The sequence below is a fragment of the Saccharopolyspora antimicrobica genome (assembly GCF_003635025.1).
Lineage (GTDB): Bacteria > Actinomycetota > Actinomycetes > Mycobacteriales > Pseudonocardiaceae > Saccharopolyspora > Saccharopolyspora antimicrobica.
The window spans coordinates 4458885-4483896 of sequence record NZ_RBXX01000002.1 but is presented as its reverse complement, the minus strand read 5'-3'; the positions used below and the strand labels follow the sequence as shown (position 1 = coordinate 4483896).

Genomic DNA, 25012 nt, shown 5'->3' with positions numbered 1-25012 from the left:
TGCACCTACCTGGTCCGTTGTGGAGCGTTTGCCTCGTAGAGGCCCGAGTCCTCGCCGTCAGCGATCATCTCGTCGAGCACCGCTTCGCCTTCCTGACGGTTGCGCTCCTGGTAGTCGACGATGTCCGCTAGACGGATCCTGCGGTGCCGTCCACGGGTCTTCTCGCACGGGATCTCGCCATCGTCCAGCAGGTTGATCAAGGTCGGCCTGCTGATCCCCAGAAGCTCAGCAGCTTCCTGGGTGGTGAGCATCGTGTTGTGCGGGGCAACAGTGATCGCCATGCCGTGCGCGAGCGCCGTCACCACACCGCGGAGCAACTCGGCAACGCTTTCCGGCAACGGAGTCGGCGTGCCATCGGGGCCGACGAGCACCAGCGCGCCCGGTTCGACGTCGGTGCGCATCAGCAACCTGGCCAGCTCACCGAGAGCCTCATCCGGCGCATCCGGAGGTAGGACCGTGTGCTCTAACGTCGTAGTCATCGCGCCTCCCGCTCTTGGACCCCCTCCATGCAACGCGGATTCGAAAAATTCGAAAACCGACGCGGGTCAGTGGCCGTCTCGGGGGACGTAGCTGCCCGAACGGCCGACCAGGAAGTCGAGGTCCGCTCCTTCCGATGCCTGGAGGACGTGGTCGTAGTACAGGCGCTGGTAGCCGCGGGCGTGCGGGTTGTCCGGGGCCTGCCACTCGGCTCGGCGGCGCTGCAGCTCCTCCTCCGGCACTTCCAGGTCCAGGCGGCGGTTGGGGACGTCGATGCTGATCATGTCGCCGGTCCGGACGAAGGCCAGCGGGCCGCCCGCCGCCGCTTCCGGGGTCACGTGCAGGATCACCGTGCCGTACGCCGTGCCGCTCATCCGGCCGTCGGAGATGCGCACGATGTCGTCGAAACCGCGGTCCTGGACCTTCTTCGGCACCGGCACGTTGGCCACCTCCGGCATGCCGGGGTAGCCCTTCGGGCCGGCGTTGCGGACGACCAGCACCGTGTTCTCGTCGACGTCCAGGTCGTCGTCCTTGCAGACCGCGTAGTACTCGTCGACGTCCTCGAACACCATCGCCGGGCCGCGGTGCTCCAGCAGCCGGGCCGACGCCGCCGACTGCTTGACCACCGCTCCGCCGGGCGCCAGCGAGCCGCGCAGCACCGCGGTTCCGGTGCCGATGGCCTGGAAGGGCTCGTCGAACGGCGTGATCACCGAGCGGTTGTGCACCTCGGCGTCGGCGATGTTCTCGCCCATCGAACGCCCGGTGACCGTGATCGCCGACCGCACCACGAGGTCGCCGAGTTCCTTGAGCACCGCGGGGAGGCCGCCCGCGTAGCAGAAGTCCTCCATCAGGAATTCGCCGCTGGGCTGCAGGTTCACCAGCGTCGGCACGTCGCGGGTGAGCGTGTCGAAGTCGTCGACGGTCAGCTCCACCCCGACCCGCTTGGCGATCGCGATCAGGTGCACCACGGCGTTGGTCGACCCGCCGATGGCCGCGTTCGCGCGGATGGCGTTGTCGAACGCGTCGCGGGTGAGCACGTCGGAGGGCTTGAGATCTGCTTCGACCATCTCCACGATGCGCTGGCCGGTCTGCTGCGCCGCGGCGTAGCGGCGGGCGTCGACCGCGGGCCACGACGCCGCGTACGGCAGCTGCATGCCCAGCGCTTCCACGATGCACGCCATGGTGGAGGCGGTGCCCATGGTCATGCAGTGCCCGTTGGAGCGGGACATGCAGCCCTCGATGAAGTAGCACTCCTCCTGCGTGATCCGGCCCGCCACCAGGTCGGCCTCCGCCTGCCACACGGCGGTTCCCGAGCCGATGTCGGTGCCCCGGTACTTGCCGTTGAGCATCGGGCCACCGGTGAGCATCGCGGTGGGCAGGTCGACGCTGGCCGCGGCCATCAGCAGGCCGGGCGTGGTCTTGTCGCAGCCGGACAGCAGCACCACGCCGTCCAGCGGGTTGGCGCGGATCGTCTCCTCGGCCTGCATCGCCAGCAGGTTCCGGTAGAGCATCGTGGTGGGCCGCATCAGCGTCTCGCCCAGCGCCATGTTGGGGAACTCCAGCGGGAAGCCGCCCGCCTGCCACACCCCGCGCTTGACCGCCTCGGCGATCCGCTGCTGGTGGGCGTTGCAGGGCGCCAGCTCGGACCAGGTGGTGCCGATGCCGATCACCGGTCGCCCGTCGAAGACCTCGTCGCTGTAGCCCTGGTTCTTGACCCAGGACCGGGCGGTCATCCCGGCCCTGCCGTGTGCTCCGAACCAACTCGCACTGCGCCGCGGCATGCGCCCTCCTAGCTGAGTGGCCTGTGAGCGCGACGAAACCAGCTCGGTCACCGCGATGCAACAGTCCATCCGAGGTGCCGAACAACGATTGCGATGCCGAACGGCCGATTGACGCGCACCGATCGAGCCCCCTAGCCTCGTGCCCCACATCACGGACGTTGTTCGGGATGTCGAACCACCACCTCGACGAGGAGGCAGGGTGCACACCGGAGAACGGGCGTCCGACGAGGCGCTGACCAGCGCGATCCGGCAGGTGATGATCCGCCTGCTGCCGTTCCTGTTCTTCATGTACGTGATCGCGTTCCTGGACCGCGTCAACATCGGCTTCGCCAAGGAGGAGTTCCAGGCGCACGCCGGGATCTCCGAAGCCGCCTACGCGCTCGGCGCGGGGCTGTTCTTCATCGGCTACGCGCTGTTCGAGGTGCCCAGCAACCTGATCATGATGCGGGTCGGCGCCCGCTGGTGGATGTGCCGGATCATGGTGACCTGGGGCCTGATCTCCGCGGCGATGGCGCTGGTGAACGACGAGTTCCTGTTCTACCTGCTGCGCTTCCTGCTCGGCGCGGCCGAAGCCGGCTTCTTCCCGGGCGTCATCCTGTTCATCACCCACTGGGTACCGCACGCCTACCGGGCGCGCTGCAACGCGATGTTCTACTTCGGCATCCCGCTGGCCTCGGTGCTCGGCGGCCCGCTGTCCGGCATGCTGCTGGAACTCGACGGGGTGGCCGGAATCCTGGGCTGGCAGTGGATGTTCGCGGTGGAGGGCCTGATCGCCTGCGTGGTCGGGGTCTGGGCCTTCTTCTACCTGGACAACAAACCCGCCGATGCCCGCTGGCTCACGCCGGACCAGCGCAACGCGCTGCAGGGCGCGGTCGACCGCGAAGCCCGGGCCAAGCAGGCGCACAGCCCGCACCGGCTCCGGACCGCGCTGGTGGACCCGCGAGTGCTGTACTTCTGCCTGATCTACTTTCTGATCCAGTGCAGCGTCTACGGCATGACCTTCTACCTGCCGACGCAGGTGGCAGGCGTGGTCGGCAGCGAGGTCGGCCTGCTCGTCGGCCTGGTGACGGCGATCCCGTGGACCATCGCGCTGCTGGTCAACATCGCGGTGTCCACCGGCGCCGACCGCCTGGCCCAACCGAAGAAGCGGTTCGTCGCGGCGGCCTGCGTGGCCGGCGGCTCCATCGGCATCGCGGCCTCGGCGTACTTCGCCGACCCGGTGCTCGCGATAGCCGGCCTGTCGGTGGCGGCGGTCGGCTACATCTCGGTCCAACCGGTGTTCTGGACGTTCCCGGCGGCCTACCTGACCGGAACGGCCGCGGCGGCGGGCATCGGCCTGATCAACTCGCTGGGCAACCTGGGCGGTTTCGTCGCCCCGGTGGCGAAGAACTGGATCGAGCAGACCCTCGGCTCCGAAACAGCGGGCCTCTACCTCCTGGCCCTCTGCGGCCTCGCCGCGGCAACCCTCTTCCTCACCCTCTCCCGCACCCCGGCGGAGGAAGTCTCCTGACCGTCAGCACTTGAAGTTCCGCCTCCGGCACCGCAGCGAAAAGCGCTACGGGGTCGGGAGTTGGAGGACCTGGAAGGGGGCTTCTTCCTTGGACAGCGGGAGTTGGTAGCGCTGGGTCAGGAAGGCCGCGATGTTGTGGAACAGGGGCGCCGCCGAGGAGCCTTCCTGGGTTCCGTAGGCCGGGCGGTCCAGCATCAGGCCGATCACGAAGCGCGGGCTGTCCGCCGGGACGACACCTGCGAACGTGATCCAGTGCTTCGAGTTGCTGTAGCACTTGCAGTCCGGGTCGTACTGCTGGGCCGTTCCCGTCTTGCCCGAGACCTGGAATCCCGGCAGCGCCGCTCCCGGGCCGGTGCCGCGGTTCGGCTGCGGGGCGTCCTGGACCACCGAGCGCAGCATGTCGTTCACCGTGCGCGCGGTTTCCGGGCTCACCACCCGGACACCCTCGGGGCGGGGGCGTTCGACGCGCTTGCCGTCCGGTCCGACCTCCGCGGCGACGATCCGCGGTGGTACCCGGACACCGTCGTTGGCGATCGCCTGGTACATGCTCGCCATCTGCAGCACCGTCATCGAGAAGCCCTGGCCGATCGGCAGGTTGCCGAACGACGAGCCGGACCACTTGTCCGGCGGCGGCAGGACTCCCGCGCTCTCGCCCGGCAGGCCGACGCCGGTGCGCTGGCCCAGCCCGAAGGCGCGGGCGAAGTCGTACCAGCGCTGCTCGCCCATCTGCTGCGCGGCCATCAGGGTGCCGACGTTGGAGGACTTGCCCATCACGCCGGTGAACGTCATCGGCACCGTGCCGTGCGGCCACGCGTCGCCGACCGTGCGGTCCGCGACCTTGATGCTGCCCGGGACCTGCAGCACGGTGTCCGGCTTCATGACGCCGGTCTCGATCGCACCGGCCGCGGTGATCAGCTTGGCCACCGAGCCCGGCTCGTACGGAGTGGTCACCGCCGGGTTCCCGGTGTTCTCGCCCCACGGACCGTTCGGGTCGAAGGTCTTGTCGTTGGCCAGCGCGTAGACCTCGCCGGTCTTCGCGTCCAGCACCACCGCGCTGGCGTTCTTGGCCTGCGCCTCGCGGGTGTAGTCGGCGAGCTCGCGCTGCAGCATGTACTGCACGTCGGAGTCGATGGTCAGCTCCACATCGGACCCCGGGATCGCCGGCTCGAGCTCCCGGGTGCCGGGGATGACCAGGTCCGAGCCCAGCGCGGTGTCGGAGACCTGCTGGCCGTCCTTGCCCGCCAGCACCGAGTCCATCGAGGACTCCAGCCCGATCTGGCCGCGCAGCTTGCCGGGCACCTCGTCCTTGCGCCAGTTCGCCGCGCCGATGATGTTCGCGGCCAGATCGCCGCCGGGGTACTCGCGGGTGGCCTGGTACTCGGAGCCGATGTGCGGGTACTTCTTGGTGATCTCCCGGGCCTTGCTCGGGTCGATCTTGGGGCCGAAGTAGGTGAACCCGACGTCGCGGAACAGCGCGTCGAGCACCTCCTGCTCGGAGATCACGCCCGGCAGCTCCTTCGCGATGAAGCGGGCGATCTCCTGCTTGTACTCCGCCGCGGTGGGCTTGCTGGGGTCCTTGGCGTGCTGCTCGTCGAACGTCGTGGTGAGCTGGCGCGGGTTCGCGAAGAGCTGCCGTGCCTCGCTGCTGAAGGCGAGCACGTTCCCGGTGCGGTCCACGATGGACCCGCGATCGGCCGGGATGACCGAGCGGTCCAACCGCTGCTTCACCGCCTCCTTCGACAGCGCGCTGGCCCTGAAGCCCTGCACCTCGATCAGCTTGGCACTGGTGAGCACCAACGCGATCACCAACAGCATCCGCCCGACGAGCAGTCGCCGGTTGCTGCCCGCGACGTTGGTGCGCGCGGTGCGGCCGCGGATGGTCTTGGTCGGCTTGCGAGCCATCAACGCGCCCCCGCAGCTGCCTCAACCGGCGGCGGCTGCTCCCCCGCCGGCGGCTGCTCCCCCGCCGGGGGCTGCTCCCCGGCGGGCGGCTGGCCCTGGGGCTGTTCAGCAGGCGGCGGCCCGGCGGGCGGTGCCGGGGGCGGCGGTGCCGACGCCTTCTCCGGCTCCCCGACCACCACCACGGTGCCGTCCGGCAGCGTCACCAGGTACGCCGGGGTCGGCCCGGGCACCATGCCGAGCTCGTCCACGGCGCGCCGCTGGATCGCCGGCGGCGAGTCCAGCGAGCTCACCTCGCGCAGCAGCTGCTCCCGGCGCTCGTTCAGGCGGGCGATCTCGGCCTCGCCGTGCTGCAGCTCGTAGCTGCCGCTGACCGCCGCGATGGACAGCCACAGCGTCGCGGCGAGCCCGACGGCCAGTACCGACATCACCACGACCACCAGCGGGAACCGCGCGAGCGTCACGCGCTCCTGCAGCTGCCTGGCCCTGGTCTTCGGCTTCGCCGACGTGGGCCGTCGATCCTCCGCACCGGTGCGCAGCTGGCGCGGTCGCCGCACGGACGGCTCCCGCGTCGAGCGCTCCCGGCGCTCCTCGCGGCGCGCGTAGGCGCGCTCCGCCGCCGCCGACCGCGAACGCGGCTTGTCCGACTTCGTCGTGGCGGTCTTGGCCGTGGTCTTCTTGGCGGCCGACTGCGAACCCGACCGCGAAGCGGACTTCTTGGCGCGTGCAGGTGCTGTCATGCCAGTCCCCGTCCCGCCTCTCCGCGATTCACGGTGGTGGTCGCGATCCGAAGTGATCTCACGTTGCGCGGTTTCTCGTGGCCGGGTTGCGTCACGGTCCCCTGAGGTGCGGTGGCGCGAAACTCGGCTTGCCACAGGCCACTCATGTCTTTCCTCCGCCTAGCCGCTCCGCGGCGCGCAGCCGCACCGAGGCAGCCCTCGGATTCGCCTCGATCTCCTGCTCACTGGCGAGCTCGGCGCCCCTGGTGAGTAGGCGGAATTCCGGCCCGTGGCCGGGCAGTTCCACCGGCAGGTCGACCGGGGTGCGCGACTTCACCCGCTCGGCGAGGGCGCGCTTGACCATCCGGTCCTCCAGCGAGTGGTAGGACATCACCGCGATCCGGCCGCCCACCGCCAGCGAATCCAGCGCCGCGGGCAGCGCGCGCTCCAGCACGTCGAGCTCGGCGTTGACCTCGATGCGAAGTGCCTGGAAGGTGCGCTTGGCCGGGTGACCGCCGGTGCGCCGGCTGGCCGCGGGCACCACGTCGTAGAGCAGCTGCACCAGCCGGGCGCTGTTGGTGAACGGCTCCTTCTGGCGCTCCCGGACGATCGCCGCGGCGATCTTGCCCGCGAACTTCTCCTCGCCGTAGGTGCGCAGCACGCGCGCCAGCTCGTCGGCGGCGTAGGTGTTGAGCACGTCCGCGGCGGTGCGCGGCGCGCCCGGGTCCATCCGCATGTCCAGCGGAGCGTCCTGCGCGTAGGCGAAACCGCGGTCCGCCTCGTCCAGTTGCAGCGAGGACACCCCGAGGTCGAACAGCGCTGCGTCCACCTCGGACAGTCCCAAGTCGACGAGCACTTCGGACCACTCGTCGTACACCGCGTGCACCAGGTGGATCCGCGACTCGAACGGCGCGAGCCGTTCCCCGGCCAGCCGCAGGGCGTCCGGGTCGCGGTCCAGGCCGACCAGCGTCAGCCCCGGGTGCGCGGTCAGCATCGCCTCGGAGTGCCCGCCCATGCCGAGCGTGGCGTCGACGACCACCGCGCCCTCGCGGGACAGCGCTGGTTCGAGCAGCTCCAGCATCCGGTCCAGCAGCACCGGCACGTGCTTGTCGCGGGCGGACCCACCCTGTTCATACCGCTGTTCGGCCACGGCGGACCCTCCCTCCCGCGTGCCGTTCCCGATCTGCTCCGCAACCGGCACGCGCGGGCCCGCAGGCCCGCGCGTGGCGATGTCGGTATTGCCGAACCCGTCAAGGGCTCGGCGGTGCCGGGATCCGGCTGGACATGTTCTGGTGTCCCAGTGTCTCGCGTGGACGTCCGGATCCCGTCAGGTCCCCGCCCGCCCGTCGCGTCCTGGTGCCGGGGAAGATGCACCAGGCGTGCGAAAGCCGAGCGGACCGAGGCCTCACGAAACCCGAATCGTCGCCATCAACGCCTGCACTGGTCAGAAGACGCCCGGCAGCACCTCCTCGCGCGCTTGCGCATAGCCCTCCTCGTGCTCGTCGAGGTAGCTCTGCCACCTCTCCGCCTGCCAGATCTCCAGCCGGTTGATCGCGCCGATGACCACGCACTCCTTGGTCAGCCCGGCGTAGCGCCGAAGCTCGGCCGCGATCTTGATCCGGCCCTGCCCGTCGGGCTCCTGCTCGTCGGTCCCGGCGAACAAGTAGCGCTGGTAGGCGCGGACCGCCTCGTTGGTGAACGGAGCCTCGGCGACCTTGCGCGCCATCTGCTCGAACTCGTCGCGCGGGAAGACGTAGAGGCAGTGGTCCTGTCCTTTGGTGACCATCAGCCCCCCTGCCAGTGCTTCCCGGAACTTCGCCGGCAGCGTCAAGCGCCCCTTGTCGTCGAGCTTGGGGTGATGGGTGCCGAGAAACATCCCGGTCCACCTCCCCCGACCCCGGACCGCTCGTCCTGCGACCCGGACCCCGCCGCCGCGGCACTGCGACCCCGACGAGGACCTTCCACCGGTCGTGCTCAGCGGTGGCCGGTGAAAAGCAGTAGGACCCCCGTTTGCCCCACCTTCCCCCACAGTACCCCACTTCACACCACCGTCAACACGAAACGCACCAGTCCATCCACCCCCTTCCGACCCATTTGCGCAGGTAGTGCCCTGTGGTCCGGAAGTGGGGGGCGTCACCTGCCCGACCTTGATCAACCCCTTCGGGTGCGCAGTTATGCTCAGTGCGCGCCCAGCCCCGCCACCGATCGCGGCCCGCCCGGTGGGGAGGAGTGGGGCGACGGCGGATGGGTGCGGGGTGGCCCGCCGGGTACCGCCGGTTTGGCACACTGCACGTGCACTCCGCCCCGGACTCAGGAACCGGGCGTGAGGTGACCCGCAGGAGACATGGAGGCGCCTTGAGCGACACTCGCGCGCTTTCCGCTGGTGCGGGCGCCCCGCGAGTGGCAGCGGAAGCCCGCTCGGGCGGACCCGGGCGCCGCGACGAGCAGGAGGTGGCGTGACGCCCAGAGCCGAGTTGTCCGGTGCCCCGACGACCGGTGCCTGCGACGCACCGGAGACGCCCGGGGTCGACCAGCTGCACGCGACCGTCCAGCGCATCGCCGCCAACGTCGAGCAGGTGCTGGTGGGCAAGCCCGAGGTGGTGCGGGTCGCGCTGGTCACCCTGCTGGCCGAAGGCCACCTGCTGGTGGAGGACGTGCCCGGGGTCGGCAAGACCTCGCTGGCCAAGGCGCTGGCCCGGTCCGTCGACTGCACGGTCAGCCGCGTCCAGTTCACCCCCGACCTGCTGCCCAGCGACATCACCGGGGTGTCGGTGTACAACCGGCGGACCGAGAGCTTCGAGTTCCGGCCCGGCCCGGTGTTCGCCAACATCGTGGTCGGCGACGAGATCAACCGCGCCTCGCCCAAGACGCAGTCCGCGCTGCTGGAGTGCATGGAGGAGAAACAGGTCACCGTCGACGGCGAGACCTACCCGCTGAGCGCGCCGTTCATGGTCATCGCCACCCAGAACCCGATCGAGATGGAAGGCACCTACGCGCTGCCGGAAGCCCAACGGGACCGCTTCACCGCCCGGGTGTCGATCGGCTACCCGGATCTCAAGGCCGAGCTGGCGATGGTCGACGAGCACGCCGGGCACGACCCGCTGGCCGACCTCCGGCCGGTCGCCGACGCCGCCGAGGTGCAGGGCCTGCTGCAGGCGGTGCGCCGGGTGCACGTCTCCACCGAGATCCGCCGCTACGCGGTCGAACTGGTGACCGCCACCCGCCAGCTGACCGAGCTGCGGCTCGGCGCCTCGCCCCGGTCGACGCTGCAGCTGGTGCGCGCCGCTCGCGCGCAGGCCGCGCTGGCCGGGCGCGAGTTCACCATCCCGGACGACGTGCAGGCGGTGGCGATCCCGGTGCTGGCCCACCGGCTGGTGCTGACCAGCGAGGCCCGCGCCGCCCGCCGCTCCACCACCGAGCTGGTGCGGCAGCTGCTGAGCCGGACCCCGGTGCCGCGCGGCGACACCGAACGCGAACGCGGGTAAGGGTGCTCTCCGGCCTGACCATCCGCGGGCGCTGCCTGTTGGCGGCGGGCGTGGCCGCCGGTGTCTGCGCGCTGGTCCTGGACGAGCGGGACCTCCTGCGGGTCTCCGCGTTCGTGATCGCGCTACCCCTGCTTGCCCTGCTGCTGACCAGCCGGACCCGGTTCGGCATCGCCGCCCGGCGCGAAGTGGTCCCGGTGCGGATCCCGGTCGGCGGCCGGGCGACCGTCCGGCTGCACCTCTCCGCCAGCGGCCGGCTGCCGATCGGCGGGCTGGCGCTGGAGGACAACACGCCCCACGCGCTCGGCGGCAGGCACCGGTTCCGGCTGGACGCGGTGCCCAGGCACGGCGGCAAGATCCTGGAGTACCCGGTGTCCCCGGCGCTGCGCGGCATCCACCACATCGGACCGCTGCGCACCCGCATCGACGATCCCTTCGGCCTGGCCGAGTTCGAGCGCGAGCTGGCCGACCGCAGCCGGCTCATCGCGGTGCCGCACGTCGTCCGGCTCACCGGGCTGCCCGCCGGGTCCGGGCTGGGCACCGGTGAGGACGGCGCGACGCGGCTGCGCGCCGGGCACGGCGAGGACGACGCGGTGGTGCGCCAGTACCGGCACGGCGACGACATCCGGCGCGTGCACTGGAAGTCCACCGCGCGGCGCGACGAACTGATGGTGCGCGTCGAGGAGCGCCCCTGGCACGCAGGCGTCACGGTGCTGCTCGACCGGCGCTCGGCGGCGCACCGGGGAGCCGGGGCGCGCAGCAGCCTGGAGTGGGCGGTGTCCGCGGTGGCCAGCTTCTGCCTGCACCTGCACCAGCACGGCCAGCAGGTGCAGCTGATCACCGAGGACTGCGCGCAGCTGGCGACCGGCGCGGAGACCTCCGGCGAGGGGCACGACGACGCGGTGCTGGACGCGCTGGCCGCGGTGCGCAGCTCGCCGCAGCGCGACCTGGTGTTCACCCGCGATCCCGGTGCCGGGCAGGAGCTGATCGCGGTGCTCGGCGAGACCACGACCTCGGCGGTGGACGAGCTGACCAAGCTCCGGCCGCAGGGCACGCGGAGCCTGGCGGTGCTGCTCGACGTCCGCTCCTGGAACGGCGAGGGCGGCGGTTACGACCCGCAGCTGGCCGCGCGGCGGCTGCGGGCGGCGGGCTGGACCGCGGTCGTCACCCCCGGCCCGGCGACCGCGATCAACACCGTCTGGCAGCAGCTGTGCCGGGAGACCACCGCGCCGGAATCGGAGGTGCTGCCGTGACCGAGCACCGGATGACCGCTGCCATCGACACCTCGCTGGTGACGACGGCGGCCGCCGCCTTCTCGGTGCTGTGCGCGTCGACGGCGTTCGCCGGTGTGCTGGCCGACAGCCGCTGGGTGTTCCCCGCGGTGCTCACGGTCCTCACCGTCGCGGTGATCGGGGTGCTGGGGCGCAAGCTGCGCTGGCCGCTGACCGCGACCGCCTTCGCGCAGCTGGCCGGGGTGCTGGTCGTGCTCACCGCGCAGTTCACCGAGCGGGCGCTGCTCGGGTTGCTGCCCGGCCCGGCCGCGATCGGCGAGCTCGGCGGGCTGCTGTCCGGTGCCGGCGAGCTGATCCGCACCGGGGTGCCCCCGGTTGCCGCCGAACCCTCGCTGCAGACCCTGGTCTGCCTGGGGCTGGGCGTGGTGGCGGTGATCATCGACGTCATCGTGGTGGGGCTGCGCAGCCCGGCGGTCAGCGGACTGCTGCTGCTGTGCGTCTTCGCCATCCCCGCGTCGCTGTCCGAGACCATGCTGCCCTGGTGGACCTTCGTCGCGGGCGGGCTGGGCTTCGCCGTGCTGCTCGCCTCGGGCGGTCAGCACCGCCGGTGGCGCAGCCACGAGGACCGCGAGCAGCTGACGCGCGCGCTGTTCGGCCCCACGACCGCGTCGGTGGCCGGGGTCGCCGGGGTGATCGCGCTGCTCACCGGCGTGGTGTTCACCGGCGTCGGCACCGAGGGCCGGTTACCCGGAGCGATGCCCGAGCAGCTCGGCGGCGGCACCGACGGGATCGGGCTGCAGCCGTTCACCTCGTTGCGCGGCCAGCTCAACCGGGACCAGGAGGTGGAGCTGTTCCGCATCCGCGGCCTGCGGGAGCCGACCTACCTGCGCGCGTTGACGCTGCGCAAGTTCAACCCGGAGCGCGGCTGGGAGCTGGAGGGCCTGACCCAGGGCGTCGAGGCCAACGGCGAGCTCCCGCTGCCGGAGGGCACCGACATCGGCGAAGGCAGCGCCGAGCGGGTCGAGGTGCAGCCCGTCGGCTACCGGGATCCGTGGCTGCCGGTGTTCGGCATGCCGCGCTTCCTGTCCGGGATGGGCGTGAACTGGCGCTACGACCCGGCCGCCGGGATCGTGTTCACCCAGACCAACCAGGAGAGCCGCGCCTACATCCAGCAGTTGATCGTGCCCGATCCGTCCCCGGACCAGCTGCGCGCGGCCGACGGGCCGCTGCGGATGGCGCCGGAGTACCTGGACGCCACCGGAATTCCGCCGCAGGTCACCGACCTGGCCCGCAGGCTGACCGCGAACGCTCCCACCGCGTTCGACAAGGCGGTGGCGATCAACCGCTACTTCACCGATCCGCGCAACGGCTTCCGCTACGACCTGCGCACCGCCCCGGCAGGCGGCGGTGACGCGCTCTCCGAGTTCCTGTTCCGCGGCAAGCGCGGGTTCTGCGAGCAGTACGCCTCGTCGATGGCCGCGCTGCTGCGCGCCGTCGGCGTCCCGTCGCGGGTGGCCGTCGGGTTCACCGCCGGATACCGGGACGGCGACGAGCGGGTGATCACCACGGAGGACGCGCACGCCTGGGTGGAGGCCTACTTCCCCGGCTGGGGCTGGCAGACCTTCGACCCGACGCCGCTGAGCGACGGCCGGACCGCGCTGCCGCAGTACCTGGACAGCGAGCTGCGACCGGAGCAGCAGCCGGTCCCGGTGCCCGGCCAGGAGCTGCCGAGCACGCCGCCGACGACGGATGCGACACCGGGCGGCGAACGCCCGGAGGACGGTTCCGAAGTCGCGCCCGTGGACCCGCGGGAGGCCGAGCAGAGCAGCCCGTGGCCGGTCGTCCTCGGCGTGCTGGTGCTCGGGCTCGCGCTGCTCGCCGTGCCCGGCGTGGTGCGGGAAGTGCGGCGTCGGCAGCGCTTGCGCGCGGTCGCCGCCGGGTCGGCGGGGGCAGCCTGGCAGGAGGTGCTCGACGAGTTCCGGGACCGCGGCGCCCGACCTGCCGCGACGGACACGGCGCGCCAGGTGACCACCAGGCTGCTCGAACACCACGGCCTGGACGAGTCCGGTGCGAAGGCGATGCGAGCCCTGGTCAACGCGGTGGAGCGAGAGTGGTACGCCCCGCCGGGAGGCAAACCGGACGACTCGCTGCCGGAAACGCTGCAAGAGGTGCTGAACAGCCTCCGCAGAGGCGCCCCGCTGGACCTCCGCTCACGGCTGTTCCCACGCTCGGTCCTCCACCAACTCCGCCCAGCCAGCACCTGACACCCAGCCCAGCACGACACCACGATGAGCTCCGTTCCCCTGCTCAGAACCCGTGAGCGTTTTGTGGGCCTATAGAGGCTGTTTTGGATCTTGGGTTGGGTGGTTGTGATATGGGCTCAAGATCATCACGGGTGGGGCTCAGGGGCTGAAAAGCAGGGCGGGTTCTTGTTATCGCTGAGGTTGTCTAAGCCTGCGATCACAAGAACCCGCCATGCCATTGAACCCTGTACCTGTCGCCGTCGATCGGCGGGGGTGCCGCTGCACGTGCGGCTGTTGGACCCGCCGACGCCGCTACGCCTCGGATCTCACCGATGCCCAGTGGGAGATCCTCAAACCCCTGCTCCCGGCACCGTTGACCACCACCGGGCTGGGTGGACGGCCGGAGAAACACTCCCGCCGCACCATGATCGACGCGATCTTCTACGTGGTGGACAACGGCAACAAATGGCGCAACCTGCCCGCCGATTTCCCGCCCTGGCAGACCGTCTACGGCATGCTGCGCCGCTGGTCCCGCAATCTGGCCACCCATCACCTCCTCGACACGCTGCGCAGACGGCTGCGCACCGCCCTGGGCCGCAACGCCCGTCCCAGCGCCGGCTGCATCGACTCCCAGTCGGTGCACAAGACCGCCGAGGCCACCGTGCCCCGCCACAGCAGCGGGTTCGACCCCCACAAGAAAGTCAACGGCCGCAAACGCCACATCGTCACCGACACCCTCGGCCTGCTGGTCTCCGTGGTGATCACCCCCGCCAACGTCCAGGACCGCGACGCCGCCTGGCCCGCACTCCACGGAGCCGCCTCACGCGGACTCACACACGTCTGGGCCGATCAAGGCTACGAAGGACCCCTCACCGAACACGCCAACAACGTCCTCGGCCTGACCGTGAACATCGTCTACCGACACCCCGGACAGAAAGGCTTCCAAGTCCTGCCTCGCCGCTGGGTCGTCGAGCGCACCCTGGCCTGGATCAGCCGACGACGACGCTGCGCCCGCGACTACGAACGCCTCCCCGAACACCACGCCACCATCGTCTGCTGGGCCGCCATCATCCACATGACACGCAGACTCGCCCGCCTACCACACACCACCCAACAAGATCCAAAACAACCTCTATAGCACCCCAAACCACTCACGGCCCCTCACCAGCGAAAACGGAGCCATAGGAACAACCTTCACGGTGAGCCAGCACACAACGAGGACCCAGCGCACAAACCACATGGCCGCCAAGGACATACCCGGCGCACGAAACCCACCCCAACGCCAAGTCCCGAGCCCTACCCAGCAGCACCTCAGGGGACCGTGACGCAACCCAGCCACAAGAAACCCCGAAAATGCGAGATCACCCCGAAACGCAACCACAACTGTGAATCGCGGAGAGGCGGAACAGCGATCGCCGCCAGGGGTGGCCTGGCGGCGATCATCGCTTCATCGCTACTGCTCGAAACGCTTTCGGAAGCGCTCCTCCATGCGCTGGGCGAAGGAGCTCCGTCCGGTGCTGCGGTTCGAGCCCCGCTTGGGGCGCCCGCCACCGCCGTTCTCCGGCACCGACTCGATGTCGTCCCCGCCACCGCGCAACGCGGACAGGACGATCACTGCTCCGCCGAACATCACGAGGAAGCCGACCACGCTCAACACGGGGATGTCGGCCGGCCGCAGAGCCGGGATCACCGCACCGATTACCAGCAGGGCCAATCCGAGCGCGAAGACGGCGATGCCCTGCATCCTCCGGCGTCGGGATGGGCGCTGCAGTCGTCCTCCGCGCACGGTGGAGGCGAACTTGGGGTCCTCGGCGTAGAGCGCGCGCTCGATTTGTTCGAGCTGTCGCTGCTCGTGCTCGGAGAGTGGCATGACTCCTCCTCCGGCACAGGGGTCTCAGTGGCGCCGGAGACCGGGATGATCGACTCATCCGGGCTTGGGGACCGGCGAACGCTTGGGGGCGTCACCACTGAGGATACGGTTCCCGCGACGCGAGTACTACCCGGTCCTGGTAGGTAGCTGTGCGAGGTTGCCGACATCATCCCCTCGGGGCAGTGATCGCCGCGCCGCCGTTCCCCGCTCAGGGCGCATCGCCCCAGCTCACCCGGCTGCGGAGCGATTACACCACCGGTCCGGCCGCACCGCCGGTCACGCCACGTGGCCGGAGATCAAGCGCGCGCGACCGCGTGCAGGCGGGTCGCGATGTCGCGCAGCGGGGGCCGAACGGCCGCAACGCGCTCCAACTCCGCCATCGCGTCGGCCGCTCGCGGGTTGTTGTCCAGCACCGAGCCGGGCACCAGATCGCTGAGCACCGCCTGCCCCTGGATCCGCTCGACGGTGAACCCGCCGTCGGTCAGCACCCGCTCCAGGCCTTCGGCGTCGAACCGCCGCTGGAGGGTGTCCGAGGCCGGGTCGAGCCGGCCGTCGGCGTCCTGGATCAGCTGCAGGGCGTCGGAGACCCGGCCGGCCAGCGCCCGCCCGATGACCGCCGCGTAGCGGTTGGCGACCAGCACCGACAGCACGCCGCCGGGAGCCGTCGCCGCCGCCAGCGCGGCTACCGCGGCCTCGACGTCGTCGACGACCTCCAGCACGCCGTGCGCGAGCACCAGGTCCGCGCCGCCCTCCGGGGCCAGCGCCGCCAGCGCGTCGGTGTCGCCCTGCAACGGGGTGATCCGGTCGGCCACCCCGGCGTCGACCGCGCGCCGCTGGAGCGTGGCCAGCGCGTTCGGGCTGGGATCCACGACCGTCACCGCGCAGCCCTCGGAGGCCAGCGGCACCGCCCACACCCCGCTGCCGCCACCGACGTCGAGCACGCGCGGCGGTTCTCCGCCACGTCGGCGCCGGACTTCGGCGAGTTCGGCTTCCAGCACCTGGTGGACGGCGTCGGATCTCATGGCAAGCAGCGTAATGGCCGGTCGCGGGCATCTCGCGGCGGCGTGGCGATCGCCTCAGCACGCCGCGCGGCCGCCTCGGCGGATCGTGCGCGAAAACCCGGTCGCAGCATCCGGTCTGCCGCAATCGGAGCAGTGCCGGGAGTCCTGGAACACCAACTTCGGTCGCAGCGGAGCCCAGTTTCAGGGACGAGTTCTGAGATGGTGCCGAGTTCCGTAGGCTACGTGCGTGCAGACCGTGGCAGTGCTGAGCCTCAAGGGCGGCGTGGGGAAGACGACCGTGGTGCTCGGTCTCGCCTCGGCCGCCATGCGTCGCGGCGTTCGGACGCTGGTCGTCGATCTCGATCCGCAGTGCAACGCGACCTCGTGCCTGGAACCGGAGGAGACCACCAAGGGGCTCAGCGACGTGCTCGCCGATCCCCGTCCGGAGGTGCTCCGGGAAGCCGTGAGCGGCAGCTCGTGGGGCGAGGAGGTCGACGTCCTGGTCGGTTCCGAGGACGCCGAGAGCCACAACGGTCAGTACGACGAGGAGCAGCTCGCCCGGCTGACCACCGCACTGTCCGAACTGGACGGTCTGATCGAGGACGGCGAGCTGCCGTACCAGCTGGTCCTGCTGGACTGCCCGCCCTCGCTCGGCAGGCTGACCCGCTCGGCGCTGGTCGCCGCCGATCGCGCGCTGCTGGTGACCGAACCCACGATCTTCGCGGTTTCCGGCGTGCAGCGGGCCTTCGAAGCCGTGCAGGCCGAGCGCAAGTCCACCAACCCGAAGCTGCAGCCGCTCGGCGTGATCGTGAACCGGGTGCGCCCGCGCTCGCACGAGCACCAGTTCCGCATCGACGAGCTGCGCGACATCTTCGGCCCGCTGGTGCTGCCCGTCGCGCTGCCGGACCGCCTGGCGGTGCAGCAGGCCCAGGGCGCGTGCATGCCGATCCACCAGTGGGGAACCCCGGGTGCGCGAGAAGTGGCGCTCGCCTTCAACCTCGTGCTCGCCCGCACGCTCCGCGCAGGCCGCCAACGCCGCCCGGACGAGGACGAGCTGGAAGAGGACGAGTGAGCAGTCCGAGTTCTGCTCGACCGCACCTCAGGGGACCGTGACGCGACCCAGCCACGAGCAATCCCGAAACGCAACCAACACTGTGAATCGCGGAGAGGCGGAACCCGTGAGCAGCGCTACTTTCATGGCCTTCGCGTTGGTCGCCCTGATCGGTGTGCTGACGCCCGGCCTGGACACCATGCTGATCCTCCGGCACTCGCTGCTGGGCGGGCGCCGGGCCGGGGTCGCGACTGCCTTCGGGATCAGTCTCGGTTGCCTGATCTGGGGAACCGCCAGCATCGCCGGGCTGACCGCGCTGCTCACCGCGTCCCAGCTGGCCTACGACATCGTGCGCATCGCGGGTGCGGCCTACCTGCTGTGGCTGGGCGGCTCGGCGCTGTGGAAGTCGTTGCCGCGCAACCAGGTCGCGCAGCCGGAGGAGCTGCCGACGGCGTCTGCCGGGCTGACCAGCTGGGCGGCGCTGCGGTCCGGGATGACCACGAACCTGCTCAACCCCAAGGTCGGCGTCTTCTACATCAGCCTGCTGCCGCAGTTCCTGCCCGCGGGACCGGCGGCGTTCACCTGGGGCCTGCTGCTGGTGGCCACGCACATCTCGATCGGCCTGCTGTGGTTGACGGCGCTGGTGTGGATCGCGGGCCGCGCCCGGGCGCTGTTCCAGCGCCGCCGGGTCCGCGCCTGGCTGGACCGGATCACCGCGACGGTCCTGGTCGGCCTCGGCCTCAAGATGGCCGTCCAAGGCTGAGCCCCGAGTCGCCGCCCCTTCCGGGCAGCCAATGCTTCACAGTGGACCCATCTCGTCTTCGAGATGCGATTTCAATGGAAATCGGACGTCCGATTTCCATTGAAATCGCGGAAGTTCTCCGGCGCACCAGGGCTCAGGCGCTCTGGGGCTTGTTGCGGACGTCGGCGATCTGCCGCAGCACCGGGTAGATCAGGACGATGCCCACCGAGCCCCACACCATGCCGGTCACCCGGAGCTCGCCGACGTGCAGCGTCAGGTCGCCGACCCCGGCGATCACCGCGGTGCCCAGCACTACCAGGTTCACCGGGTCGGCGAAGTCGGTCCGCGCGTCCAGCCAGATCCGCACGCCCACCATGGCCAGCATCCCGAACAGCACCAGCGTCGCGCCGCCGAGCACGCCCATCGGGATGGTGTTGATCAAGGCCGCCAGCTTCGGCGAGAACGAGAGCACGATGGCGGCGATCGCCGCGACCATGCAGGCCGCCGTGGAGTACACCCGCGTCGCGGCCATCACCCCGACGTTGGCCGCGTAGCTGCTCAACGACGAGCCGCCCGCCGCACCGGACAGCGTGGTCGCCAGCCCGCCGCTGATCAGCGCGTCTCCCACGTGCGGGTCGAGGTCGCGGCCGCTCATCGCCGCCACCGCCTTGAGGTGCGCCACGTGCTCCGCGACCAGCACGATCACCAGCGGCAGCACGAACGGCATCACCGCGATGTGCACCTGCGGCGCGATGAGCTGCGGGAGGCCGATCCACGGCGCGTCGGCCAGCTCCGCGATGCGCTCCGGAACCAGGTGACCGGCCAGCGCCGCGTAGCACCAGCCGACGAGCACGCCGATCAGCACCGCGGCCCGCGCCGCCATACCCCGGCTGATCACGATCAGCAGCACGACCGTGCCCAGGGTCAGCGCGGCGGGCACCCGCTGCTGGTCGAACGACGACACAGACTGCGGGGCGAGGCTCAGGCCGATCATCAGGATGATCGCGCCGGTCACCACGGGCGGCATCGCCGACTCCAGCAGCCGCACGCCCAGCGCCTTGACCGCGACACCGACGCTGAACACCACGATGCCGACCACCACGATGCCGCCGAGCAGCGCGGCGGGGCTTGCGCCGGCCTCCTTCGCCGCAGCGTTCAGCGGGACCACGAAGGCCACCGAGGCGCCGAGGTAGCTGGGCACGCGGTTGCGGGTCAGCAGCAGGAAGAGCAGGGTTCCGAGGCCGGACAGCAGCAGGGTCGTGCCGACCGGGAATCCGGTGAGCAGCGGGACCAGGGTGGTGGTGCCGAACATCGCCAGCAGGTGCTGCACGCCGAAGCCGATGGTCAGCGGCCAGCTCAGCCGTTCCTCAGAGGCCACCACCGCATCGCGCACCGGGCGTCGACCGTTGCCGTGCACGGTCCACAACGCCACGTCGCCTCCCCCGAGCCACCCGATCAGGCGGGTTTCATGTCACGGCCTGTGATGATGAGGGAAGATTACTATTTCGCATCGCACAATCAAGACATGCATCAACAGAACCATCGCTACCAGCAGTGATGGCGTGTCGCAGTGGGACCTTTTCATCCCGAGCGGTTACCGGCGTCCCTCGGGGCCGAACAGCTCCCGCAACCCGTCCGCCAGTCCGGCCAACCGATCGGTCGCGTCCTGCAACAGGTGCTTCTGCTCGGAGGCTCCGCTGGCCGCGACCGCGCGTCCCGCAGCGGCCACCAGCGCGCCGTACCCGTCGACGCCCTCGTCCAGCTCCGCCCGGAGCCGCTCGACGTCCGAGCGCAACGCGGCCTTCTCCCCCGCGGGCGCATGCGGGATCGCCGCTTCCACGGCGACAAGCCGCTCCGCGCCCCGCCGCAGCTCCGCTGCCGCGTTGTCCGCCGTCCCGCGCGCGTCCACCGCAGCGCTGCCCGCACCCGCGGCCGTCAGCTGCGTCAGCGCGCCGTGCAGGGTCTGCTCGGCATCTCGCAGCCGCTGCATCGGCTCCCGCGCGGCCGATCCGTGCGCCGGGAGCGCAACGGGCTCCGGGGCCGCATCGGGCAGCGGGGTCCGCTTGAGCCGCCGGTACTTCATCCCGGCGCCGACTGCGGTGGCCCCGCCGAGCACAGCGAGGCCACCGAGTCCGAACGTCGTCACGTCCTGCAGGAAGAAGCCGGCCGAACCACCCCAGTCCCACAGTGCAGGCACGTACGCGGAGGTCGCCGCTCCGGCACCGAGCACGCCCGCGGTCGCGGCGCTACCCGTCGCGGTCCGCCGAGCCCGGTTCCGCTGCCGGATCGCGCGCGCTCGCGGATCCCGCCACCTGGCGATCGTCCGGCGCACCGCGGCCATGCCGGGACCGCGCAGCTGCTCGATCGCGGCTTCGCCCAGCTGCGCCAGCTCCTGTTTGCGGGACGACTTCACCCTGCGCTCGCTCAGGCCTGTCCGGCCTGCGGGTTCTGCTGCTGCGGGTTGGCAGCGGGCTCGGCCGGGCTCTGCGCGCCACCGATCTGCTGCTGCTGACCGCCCGTGACCTGCTGCTGACCGGTGCCCATCGAGGCGCGCAGCTGCGCGAGGCGGCTGGCACCGGCGGCGTCGATGGACGCCTGCTCGACCTCCAGCATCCGGCCCTGCACGCTGTTCTGCGCCAGCTCCGCCTGCCCGAGGGCGGTGGTGTAGCGCTGCTCGATCTTGTCCCGCACCTCTTCCAGGGACGGCGTGTTGCCCGGCGCGGCGACCTCGGTCATCTGGCGCATCGACGCGGAGACCTGCTCCTGCATCTTCGCCTGCTCCAGCTGGCTGAGCAGCTTGGTGCGCTCGGCGATCTTCTGCTGCAGCACCTGGGCGTTGCGCTCGACGGCCTTCTTGGCCTGTTCGGCGGCACCCAGCGACTGGTCGTGGAGGGTCTTGATGTCCTCGACGCCCTGCTCCGCGGTGACCAGCTGGCTGGCCAGCTGGGTGGCGGTCTCCTCGTACTTCTGCGCGCTCGCCTCGTCACCGTTGGCCCGCGCCTGGTCCGCCATCACCAGCGCCTGCCGCGCCGACGCCTGCAGCTTCTCGACCTCGCCGAGCTGGCGGTTGAGCTTCATCTCAAGCTGGCGCTGGTTGCCGATCACCGAGGCGGCCTGCTGGGAAAGCGCCTGATGCTGCCGCTGGGCTTCCTCGATGGCCTGCTGGATCTGCACCTTCGGGTCGGCGTGCTCGTCGACCTTCGACGAGAACGCCGCCATGAAGTACTTCCACGCCTTCACGAACGGATTGGCCATCTCCTCCGCCTGCCTTCTTCTGCTGCTCGGCTGCCCCACCGCCGACACAACGCACCAGGCGTGTCGGCTGGTTCCATCGTGTCAGGTAGTCGGGTCCGCTTCCACCAAACACGGTAGATCTCCGGGATCGCCCGGAGTCACGCCTAAGATCGAACCAGCCCGCCCCCGGGTGCCGCGCACCGGGTACCGGAAAAACGGTCGTGAGTGCCGAAACGGGCGAAACCCGCTCCGGTACCCACAACCTGACATCTGCTTTTGTGCGCCAAGCGCCCGTCAGCGCCTGTCTCCGACCCCAGGTCCTGGTCTTTTGCCTCTGAAGCGGCGCAGCCGCTCAGCCCACCTACGCAACTCGCACCGCAGCAGGTTCTCAGCGTTCGCCTGGCGAGGACAGCCCGTTCGCCGTGCATCGGACATACCTGAGAACGGGCTCCCGCAGTCCAGGCGGGCGCTGAGGTTCCGCCACCCGCACCGCCACGCAGAACGAGTTCGCCAGAACTTCTCTACGCCGCTACGACGACTCCGCCCGGCTTGCGCACCGGGGCGCTGATGCGCTGGCTGAGCACCGGCTGCAGGCGCTCCGCGCAAGCGCGCGCGTCCGCATCGGCCAGCTGCTGCTGGGCGAGCTCGGTCTCGGTCAGCTCGGTGCCGATCAGACTGGGCACCAAGCGGTCCCCGTCCATCTCGGCGGCCCGGTCGACGCCGGATGGCACCAGCATCGTCTCGTCCAGGTCACCGGCCACGGTCACCAGCAGCTCCGGCAACGGCAGGTCGAGGGCGTCGCAGATCGAGGCGAGCAGCTCGCTGGACGCCTCCTTGCGGCCCCGTTCCACCTCGGAGAGATATCCGAGGCTCACCCGGGCAGCGCGCGAAACGTCCCGCAAGGTCCGAGACTGTGCGGTCCGGGCGCGGCGCAGTCGGTCACCGACCGCCTCCCGCAACAATACGGTCATCGCGCGCCTCCCTTCCTTCGTCGCCTACCGCGTGCACCACGCGTGAACGCTCCCTACGTTACTCATCCCACGGCCCGAACGAGAACGATCGTGGACAAGTCCGCCGAGGGCGAACGTCCGGCGCCCGATCGAACCGGTCCGGCTGGACGCCGCGTTCCGCCTGCGCACGACATCCTCCCGGATCAACGCAGCAGATCCGCGAAGTGTTCCAGCGCCACCCGAACGGCCGCAGCCCGCACGCCGTGTCGATCACCCGGCAGGCGCACCGAGTGCACCGCCGCGCCGCCCGGCCCGGCGAACCCGAGGTGCACGGTGCCGGGTGCCACGCCGTCCTGCGGATCCGGCCCCGCCACGCCGGTCAGCCCGATGCCCCAGTCCGCCCGGCACCTGGTGCGCGCGCCGTCGGCGAGCATCTCCGCGACCCGCGGGTGCACCGCGCCGCACTCGGCGAGCAGTTCGGAGTCGACGCCGGCCAGCTCGGCCTTGAGGTCGGTGGCGTAGACGACGAGTCCGCCGCGCACCACGTCGCTGGCTCCGGGCACGTCGGTCAGCGCTGCGGCCACCAGCCCAGCGGTCAGCGATTCCGCGGTGGCGACCGTCTCGCCGCGCTTGCGCAGGACGTCGAGCAGGTCCGCCACCTGCGAGAACGGCAGACCGACCGGTTCCAGGATCATGCGTCGGCCTTGGTCCGTCCCGCGGCGCGCAGCCGGATCGCCCGGACCACGTAGTCGAGCCCGGTGCCGACGGTGACCAGCACCGCCGCGCCCATCAGCACCCAGCGCGGCAGGTCGGCCCAGGCGCCGAGGGGCATCAGGTAGAGGCCGATGGCCAGCGCCTGCAGCAGCGTCTTGATCTTCCCGCCGTAGCTGGCCGCGATCACGCCGTGCCGGATCACCCAGAAGCGCAGCAGCGTGATGGCCAGCTCGCGGCCGATGATCACCCAGGTGACCCACCAGCCGAGGTCGCCGAGCACGCTGAGGCCGATCAGCGCGGCGCCGGTGAGCGCCTTGTCCGCGATCGGGTCGGCGATCTTGCCGAAGTCGGTGACCAGGCCGCGGCGGCGCGCCAGGTCACCGTCGATGCGGTCGGTGATGGAGGCGACCGCGAACACCCCGGTGGCGATCCAGCGCCACAGGTCGTCGTGCCCGCCGTCCCAGAACAGCGCGACCAGGAACACCGGCACCAGCGCGAGCCGGGACACGGTCAGGATGTTGGCGATGTTGACCAGCGGTACCGGCTCGGGCCGCACCGCCTGCGGGTTGGATGCCGCGCCATCGGCCGTCATGGTTGCTCCCCGGACCGGTCCTCCGCGGGCGCACCGCCGACCGGGCGCACGACGAGGTCCACGCCCTCGCTGTCCACCACCCGGCACCGCAGCACTTCACCCACGCCGACCTCTCCAGCATCTTCGACGAGGCACTCCCCGTCCACCTCCGGCCCCTGATGGTCGGCACGCCCGACGACCTCGCCGTCGTCGATGCGCTCGACCAGGACCCGCACCTCGCTGCCGACGCGGTCCTCGGCGCGCTGCGCGATCAGCTCGTCGACCAGGTCGGAGAGCTTCTCGACGCGCTCGTCGACGACCTCGGGGTCGAGCTTGTCGGCGAACCCGGCCGCCTCGGTGCCGTCCTCATCGGAGTAGCCGAACACGCCGACGGCGTCCAGCCGGGCGCGGGTGAGGAAGTCCTGCAGCTCGGCGAAGTCCTCCTCGGTCTCGCCGGGGAACCCGACGATGAAGTTGCTGCGGATGCCCGCCTCCGGCGCCAGCTCGCGGATCTGCTCGATCAGCGCCAGGAAGGACTCGGTGGAGCCGAACCGGCGCATCCGCCGCAGCACCGACTCGCTGGAGTGCTGGAAGGACAGGTCGAAGTAGGGCGCGACGCCGGGCGTGCTCGCGATGGTGCGCACCAGGCCGGGCCGGGTCTCGGCGGGCTGCAGGTAGGAGACGCGGACCCGCTCGACGCCCTCGACCTCGGCCAGCCGCGGCAGCAGCAGCTCCAGCGCGCGCGGGTCGGCGAGGTCCTTGCCGTAGGAGGTGGAGTTCTCGCTGACCAGGAACAGCTCCTTGGCACCGTGCTCGGCCAGCCACACGGCCTCGCCCAGCACCTCCTCGGGCTGCCGGGACAGGAACGAGCCGCGGAAGGACGGGATCGCGCAGAACGAGCAGCGCCGGTCGCAGCCGGAGGCCAGCTTCAGCGCGGCGACGGGCGAGTCGTCGAGCCGGCGGCGCGCCACCGAGCGCGCAGCGGGCACCCAGCCGTGGCCGGGCACCGCGACCTCGGCGGCAGCGGCGGGGCGGGCGACCGGGGAGATCGGCAGCATCTTGCGCCGGTCCTGCGGCTGGTGGGCCTGGATGGTCTTGCCCGCGAGGACGTCGTCGAGCCGGTCGGCGAGCTGGCCGTAGTGGTCGAAGCCGAGGACCGCGTCGGCCTCCGGCAGGTGCTCGGCGAGCTCGTTGCCGTAGCGCTCGGCCATGCAGCCGACCGCGACGACCTTCGCGCCGGTGTCGGAGGCGGCGAGCAGCGTGTCGACGGAGTCCTTCTTGGCCGATTCGACGAAGCCGCAGGTGTTCACGACCACCACGTCGGCGGCGTCCTCCGCGTCGACGAGGTCCCAGCCGCGGCTGTGCAGGTTCCCGGCGAGCTCTTCGGAGTCGACTTCATTGCGGGCGCAACCGAGCGTGACCATGGCGACTCGGCGGTGATTCTGCTCGGTTGACATGCGTCGAGCCTAACGTCCAGGTGTTGCGGCCCTGCCTGAACCCGGCCCTCGCAGCCGCCGGCGTCACCCGGGGTGCGCG

22 protein-coding genes are annotated in these 25012 nt (G+C 70.9%); 7 read left to right on the top strand and 15 right to left on the bottom strand.

Annotation, left to right across the window (positions count from 1 at the left end; all coding sequences use genetic code 11):
- Positions 1-5: 5 nt before the first annotated feature.
- Positions 6-401 (bottom strand): helix-turn-helix domain-containing protein, encoded by a 396-nt coding sequence (locus ATL45_RS21825; protein WP_246025473.1) that lies wholly within the window; start codon positions 399-401, stop codon positions 6-8.
- A 144-nt stretch (positions 402-545) separates the two neighbouring features.
- Complete coding sequence (locus tag ATL45_RS21820; protein ID WP_093160576.1) at positions 546-2258, bottom strand: IlvD/Edd family dehydratase; 1713 nt, start codon at positions 2256-2258, stop codon at positions 546-548.
- A gap of 199 nt (positions 2259-2457) precedes the next feature.
- Here ATL45_RS21820 and ATL45_RS21815 point away from each other — a divergent pair, with 199 nt between their 5' ends.
- Complete coding sequence (locus ATL45_RS21815) at positions 2458-3768, top strand: MFS transporter (RefSeq protein WP_246025472.1); 1311 nt, start codon at positions 2458-2460, stop codon at positions 3766-3768.
- Positions 3769-3813: 45 nt separating this feature from the next.
- Here the strand turns inward: ATL45_RS21815 and ATL45_RS21810 are convergent, their stop codons facing one another.
- From ATL45_RS21810 to mraZ, 4 genes are all read right to left on the bottom strand, one after another.
- Positions 3814-5670, bottom strand: a complete 1857-nt coding sequence (locus tag ATL45_RS21810) for a peptidoglycan D,D-transpeptidase FtsI family protein (RefSeq protein ID WP_170210307.1) — start codon at positions 5668-5670, stop codon at positions 3814-3816.
- Positions 5670-6407, bottom strand: a complete 738-nt coding sequence (gene ftsL / locus ATL45_RS21805) for a cell division protein FtsL (RefSeq protein ID WP_093160574.1) — start codon at positions 6405-6407, stop codon at positions 5670-5672. The genes ATL45_RS21810 and ftsL overlap by 1 nt, the downstream gene beginning before the upstream one ends.
- Before the next feature lie 142 nt (positions 6408-6549).
- Positions 6550-7467: a 16S rRNA (cytosine(1402)-N(4))-methyltransferase RsmH gene (gene rsmH, locus ATL45_RS21800; protein WP_246025853.1), complete on the bottom strand. Its 918-nt coding sequence runs from the start codon at positions 7465-7467 to the stop codon at positions 6550-6552.
- A 363-nt stretch (positions 7468-7830) separates the two neighbouring features.
- Positions 7831-8262, bottom strand: a complete 432-nt coding sequence (gene mraZ / locus ATL45_RS21795; RefSeq protein WP_093160569.1) for a division/cell wall cluster transcriptional repressor MraZ — start codon at positions 8260-8262, stop codon at positions 7831-7833.
- A 598-nt stretch (positions 8263-8860) separates the two neighbouring features.
- On the opposite strand from mraZ, the gene ATL45_RS21790 reads away from it, so the two are divergent.
- From ATL45_RS21790 to ATL45_RS21775, 4 genes are all read left to right on the top strand, one after another.
- A complete protein-coding gene (locus tag ATL45_RS21790; protein WP_246025852.1) occupies positions 8861-9871 on the top strand; it encodes an AAA family ATPase in 1011 nt (336 codons plus the stop codon).
- 2 nt (positions 9872-9873) lie between these two features.
- Positions 9874-11121 carry a DUF58 domain-containing protein gene (locus tag ATL45_RS21785; protein WP_093160564.1) on the top strand — a complete coding sequence of 416 codons (1248 nt, stop codon included), beginning with the start codon at positions 9874-9876 and terminating at the stop codon, positions 11119-11121.
- Positions 11118-13364, top strand: a complete 2247-nt coding sequence (locus ATL45_RS21780; RefSeq protein ID WP_211841260.1) for a transglutaminase TgpA family protein — start codon at positions 11118-11120, stop codon at positions 13362-13364. Before ATL45_RS21785 ends, ATL45_RS21780 begins: the two co-directional genes overlap by 4 nt.
- 211 nt (positions 13365-13575) lie before the next feature.
- Positions 13576-14481, top strand: a complete 906-nt coding sequence (locus tag ATL45_RS21775; protein ID WP_211841166.1) for an IS5 family transposase — start codon at positions 13576-13578, stop codon at positions 14479-14481.
- A gap of 315 nt (positions 14482-14796) precedes the next feature.
- On the opposite strand, the gene ATL45_RS21770 is transcribed toward ATL45_RS21775, so the two are convergent.
- Both ATL45_RS21770 and ATL45_RS21765 read right to left on the bottom strand, forming a co-directional pair.
- Positions 14797-15213, bottom strand: a complete 417-nt coding sequence (locus ATL45_RS21770) for an SCO2097 family morphological protein (protein WP_093146483.1) — start codon at positions 15211-15213, stop codon at positions 14797-14799.
- 296 nt (positions 15214-15509) lie between these two features.
- Positions 15510-16235: a class I SAM-dependent methyltransferase gene (locus tag ATL45_RS21765; protein ID WP_093146484.1), complete on the bottom strand. Its 726-nt coding sequence runs from the start codon at positions 16233-16235 to the stop codon at positions 15510-15512.
- Positions 16236-16461: 226 nt separating this feature from the next.
- On the opposite strand from ATL45_RS21765, the gene ATL45_RS21760 reads away from it, so the two are divergent.
- A complete protein-coding gene (locus tag ATL45_RS21760; protein ID WP_093146485.1) occupies positions 16462-17286 on the top strand; it encodes a ParA family protein in 825 nt (274 codons plus the stop codon).
- A gap of 106 nt (positions 17287-17392) precedes the next feature.
- On the top strand, positions 17393-18028 hold the full coding sequence (locus ATL45_RS21755) for a LysE family translocator (RefSeq protein WP_093146486.1): 636 nt from the start codon (positions 17393-17395) through the stop codon (positions 18026-18028).
- A gap of 133 nt (positions 18029-18161) precedes the next feature.
- Here the strand turns inward: ATL45_RS21755 and ATL45_RS21750 are convergent, their stop codons facing one another.
- The 7 genes from ATL45_RS21750 to rimO all read right to left on the bottom strand — a co-directional run bounded on the left by ATL45_RS21750 (position 18162) and on the right by rimO (position 24933).
- The gene (locus tag ATL45_RS21750; RefSeq protein ID WP_093146487.1) at positions 18162-19439 is read right to left on the bottom strand and encodes a uracil-xanthine permease family protein; all 1278 of its coding nucleotides are present in this window, start codon (positions 19437-19439) and stop codon (positions 18162-18164) included.
- Positions 19440-19601: 162 nt separating this feature from the next.
- On the bottom strand, positions 19602-20420 hold the full coding sequence (pspM, locus tag ATL45_RS21745) for a phage shock envelope stress response protein PspM (RefSeq protein WP_093146488.1): 819 nt from the start codon (positions 20418-20420) through the stop codon (positions 19602-19604).
- An 11-nt stretch (positions 20421-20431) separates the two neighbouring features.
- Positions 20432-21262, bottom strand: a complete 831-nt coding sequence (locus tag ATL45_RS21740) for a PspA/IM30 family protein (RefSeq protein ID WP_093146489.1) — start codon at positions 21260-21262, stop codon at positions 20432-20434.
- 500 nt (positions 21263-21762) lie between these two features.
- Positions 21763-22212: a helix-turn-helix domain-containing protein gene (locus tag ATL45_RS21735; RefSeq protein ID WP_093146490.1), complete on the bottom strand. Its 450-nt coding sequence runs from the start codon at positions 22210-22212 to the stop codon at positions 21763-21765.
- 182 nt (positions 22213-22394) lie between these two features.
- A complete protein-coding gene (locus tag ATL45_RS21730; protein WP_093146491.1) occupies positions 22395-22886 on the bottom strand; it encodes a CinA family protein in 492 nt (163 codons plus the stop codon).
- Complete coding sequence (gene pgsA, locus ATL45_RS21725; protein ID WP_093146492.1) at positions 22883-23497, bottom strand: CDP-diacylglycerol--glycerol-3-phosphate 3-phosphatidyltransferase; 615 nt, start codon at positions 23495-23497, stop codon at positions 22883-22885. Before pgsA ends, ATL45_RS21730 begins: the two co-directional genes overlap by 4 nt.
- A complete protein-coding gene (rimO, locus tag ATL45_RS21720) occupies positions 23494-24933 on the bottom strand; it encodes a 30S ribosomal protein S12 methylthiotransferase RimO (protein WP_093146493.1) in 1440 nt (479 codons plus the stop codon). The genes pgsA and rimO overlap by 4 nt, the downstream gene beginning before the upstream one ends.
- Positions 24934-25012: the final 79 nt, after the last annotated feature.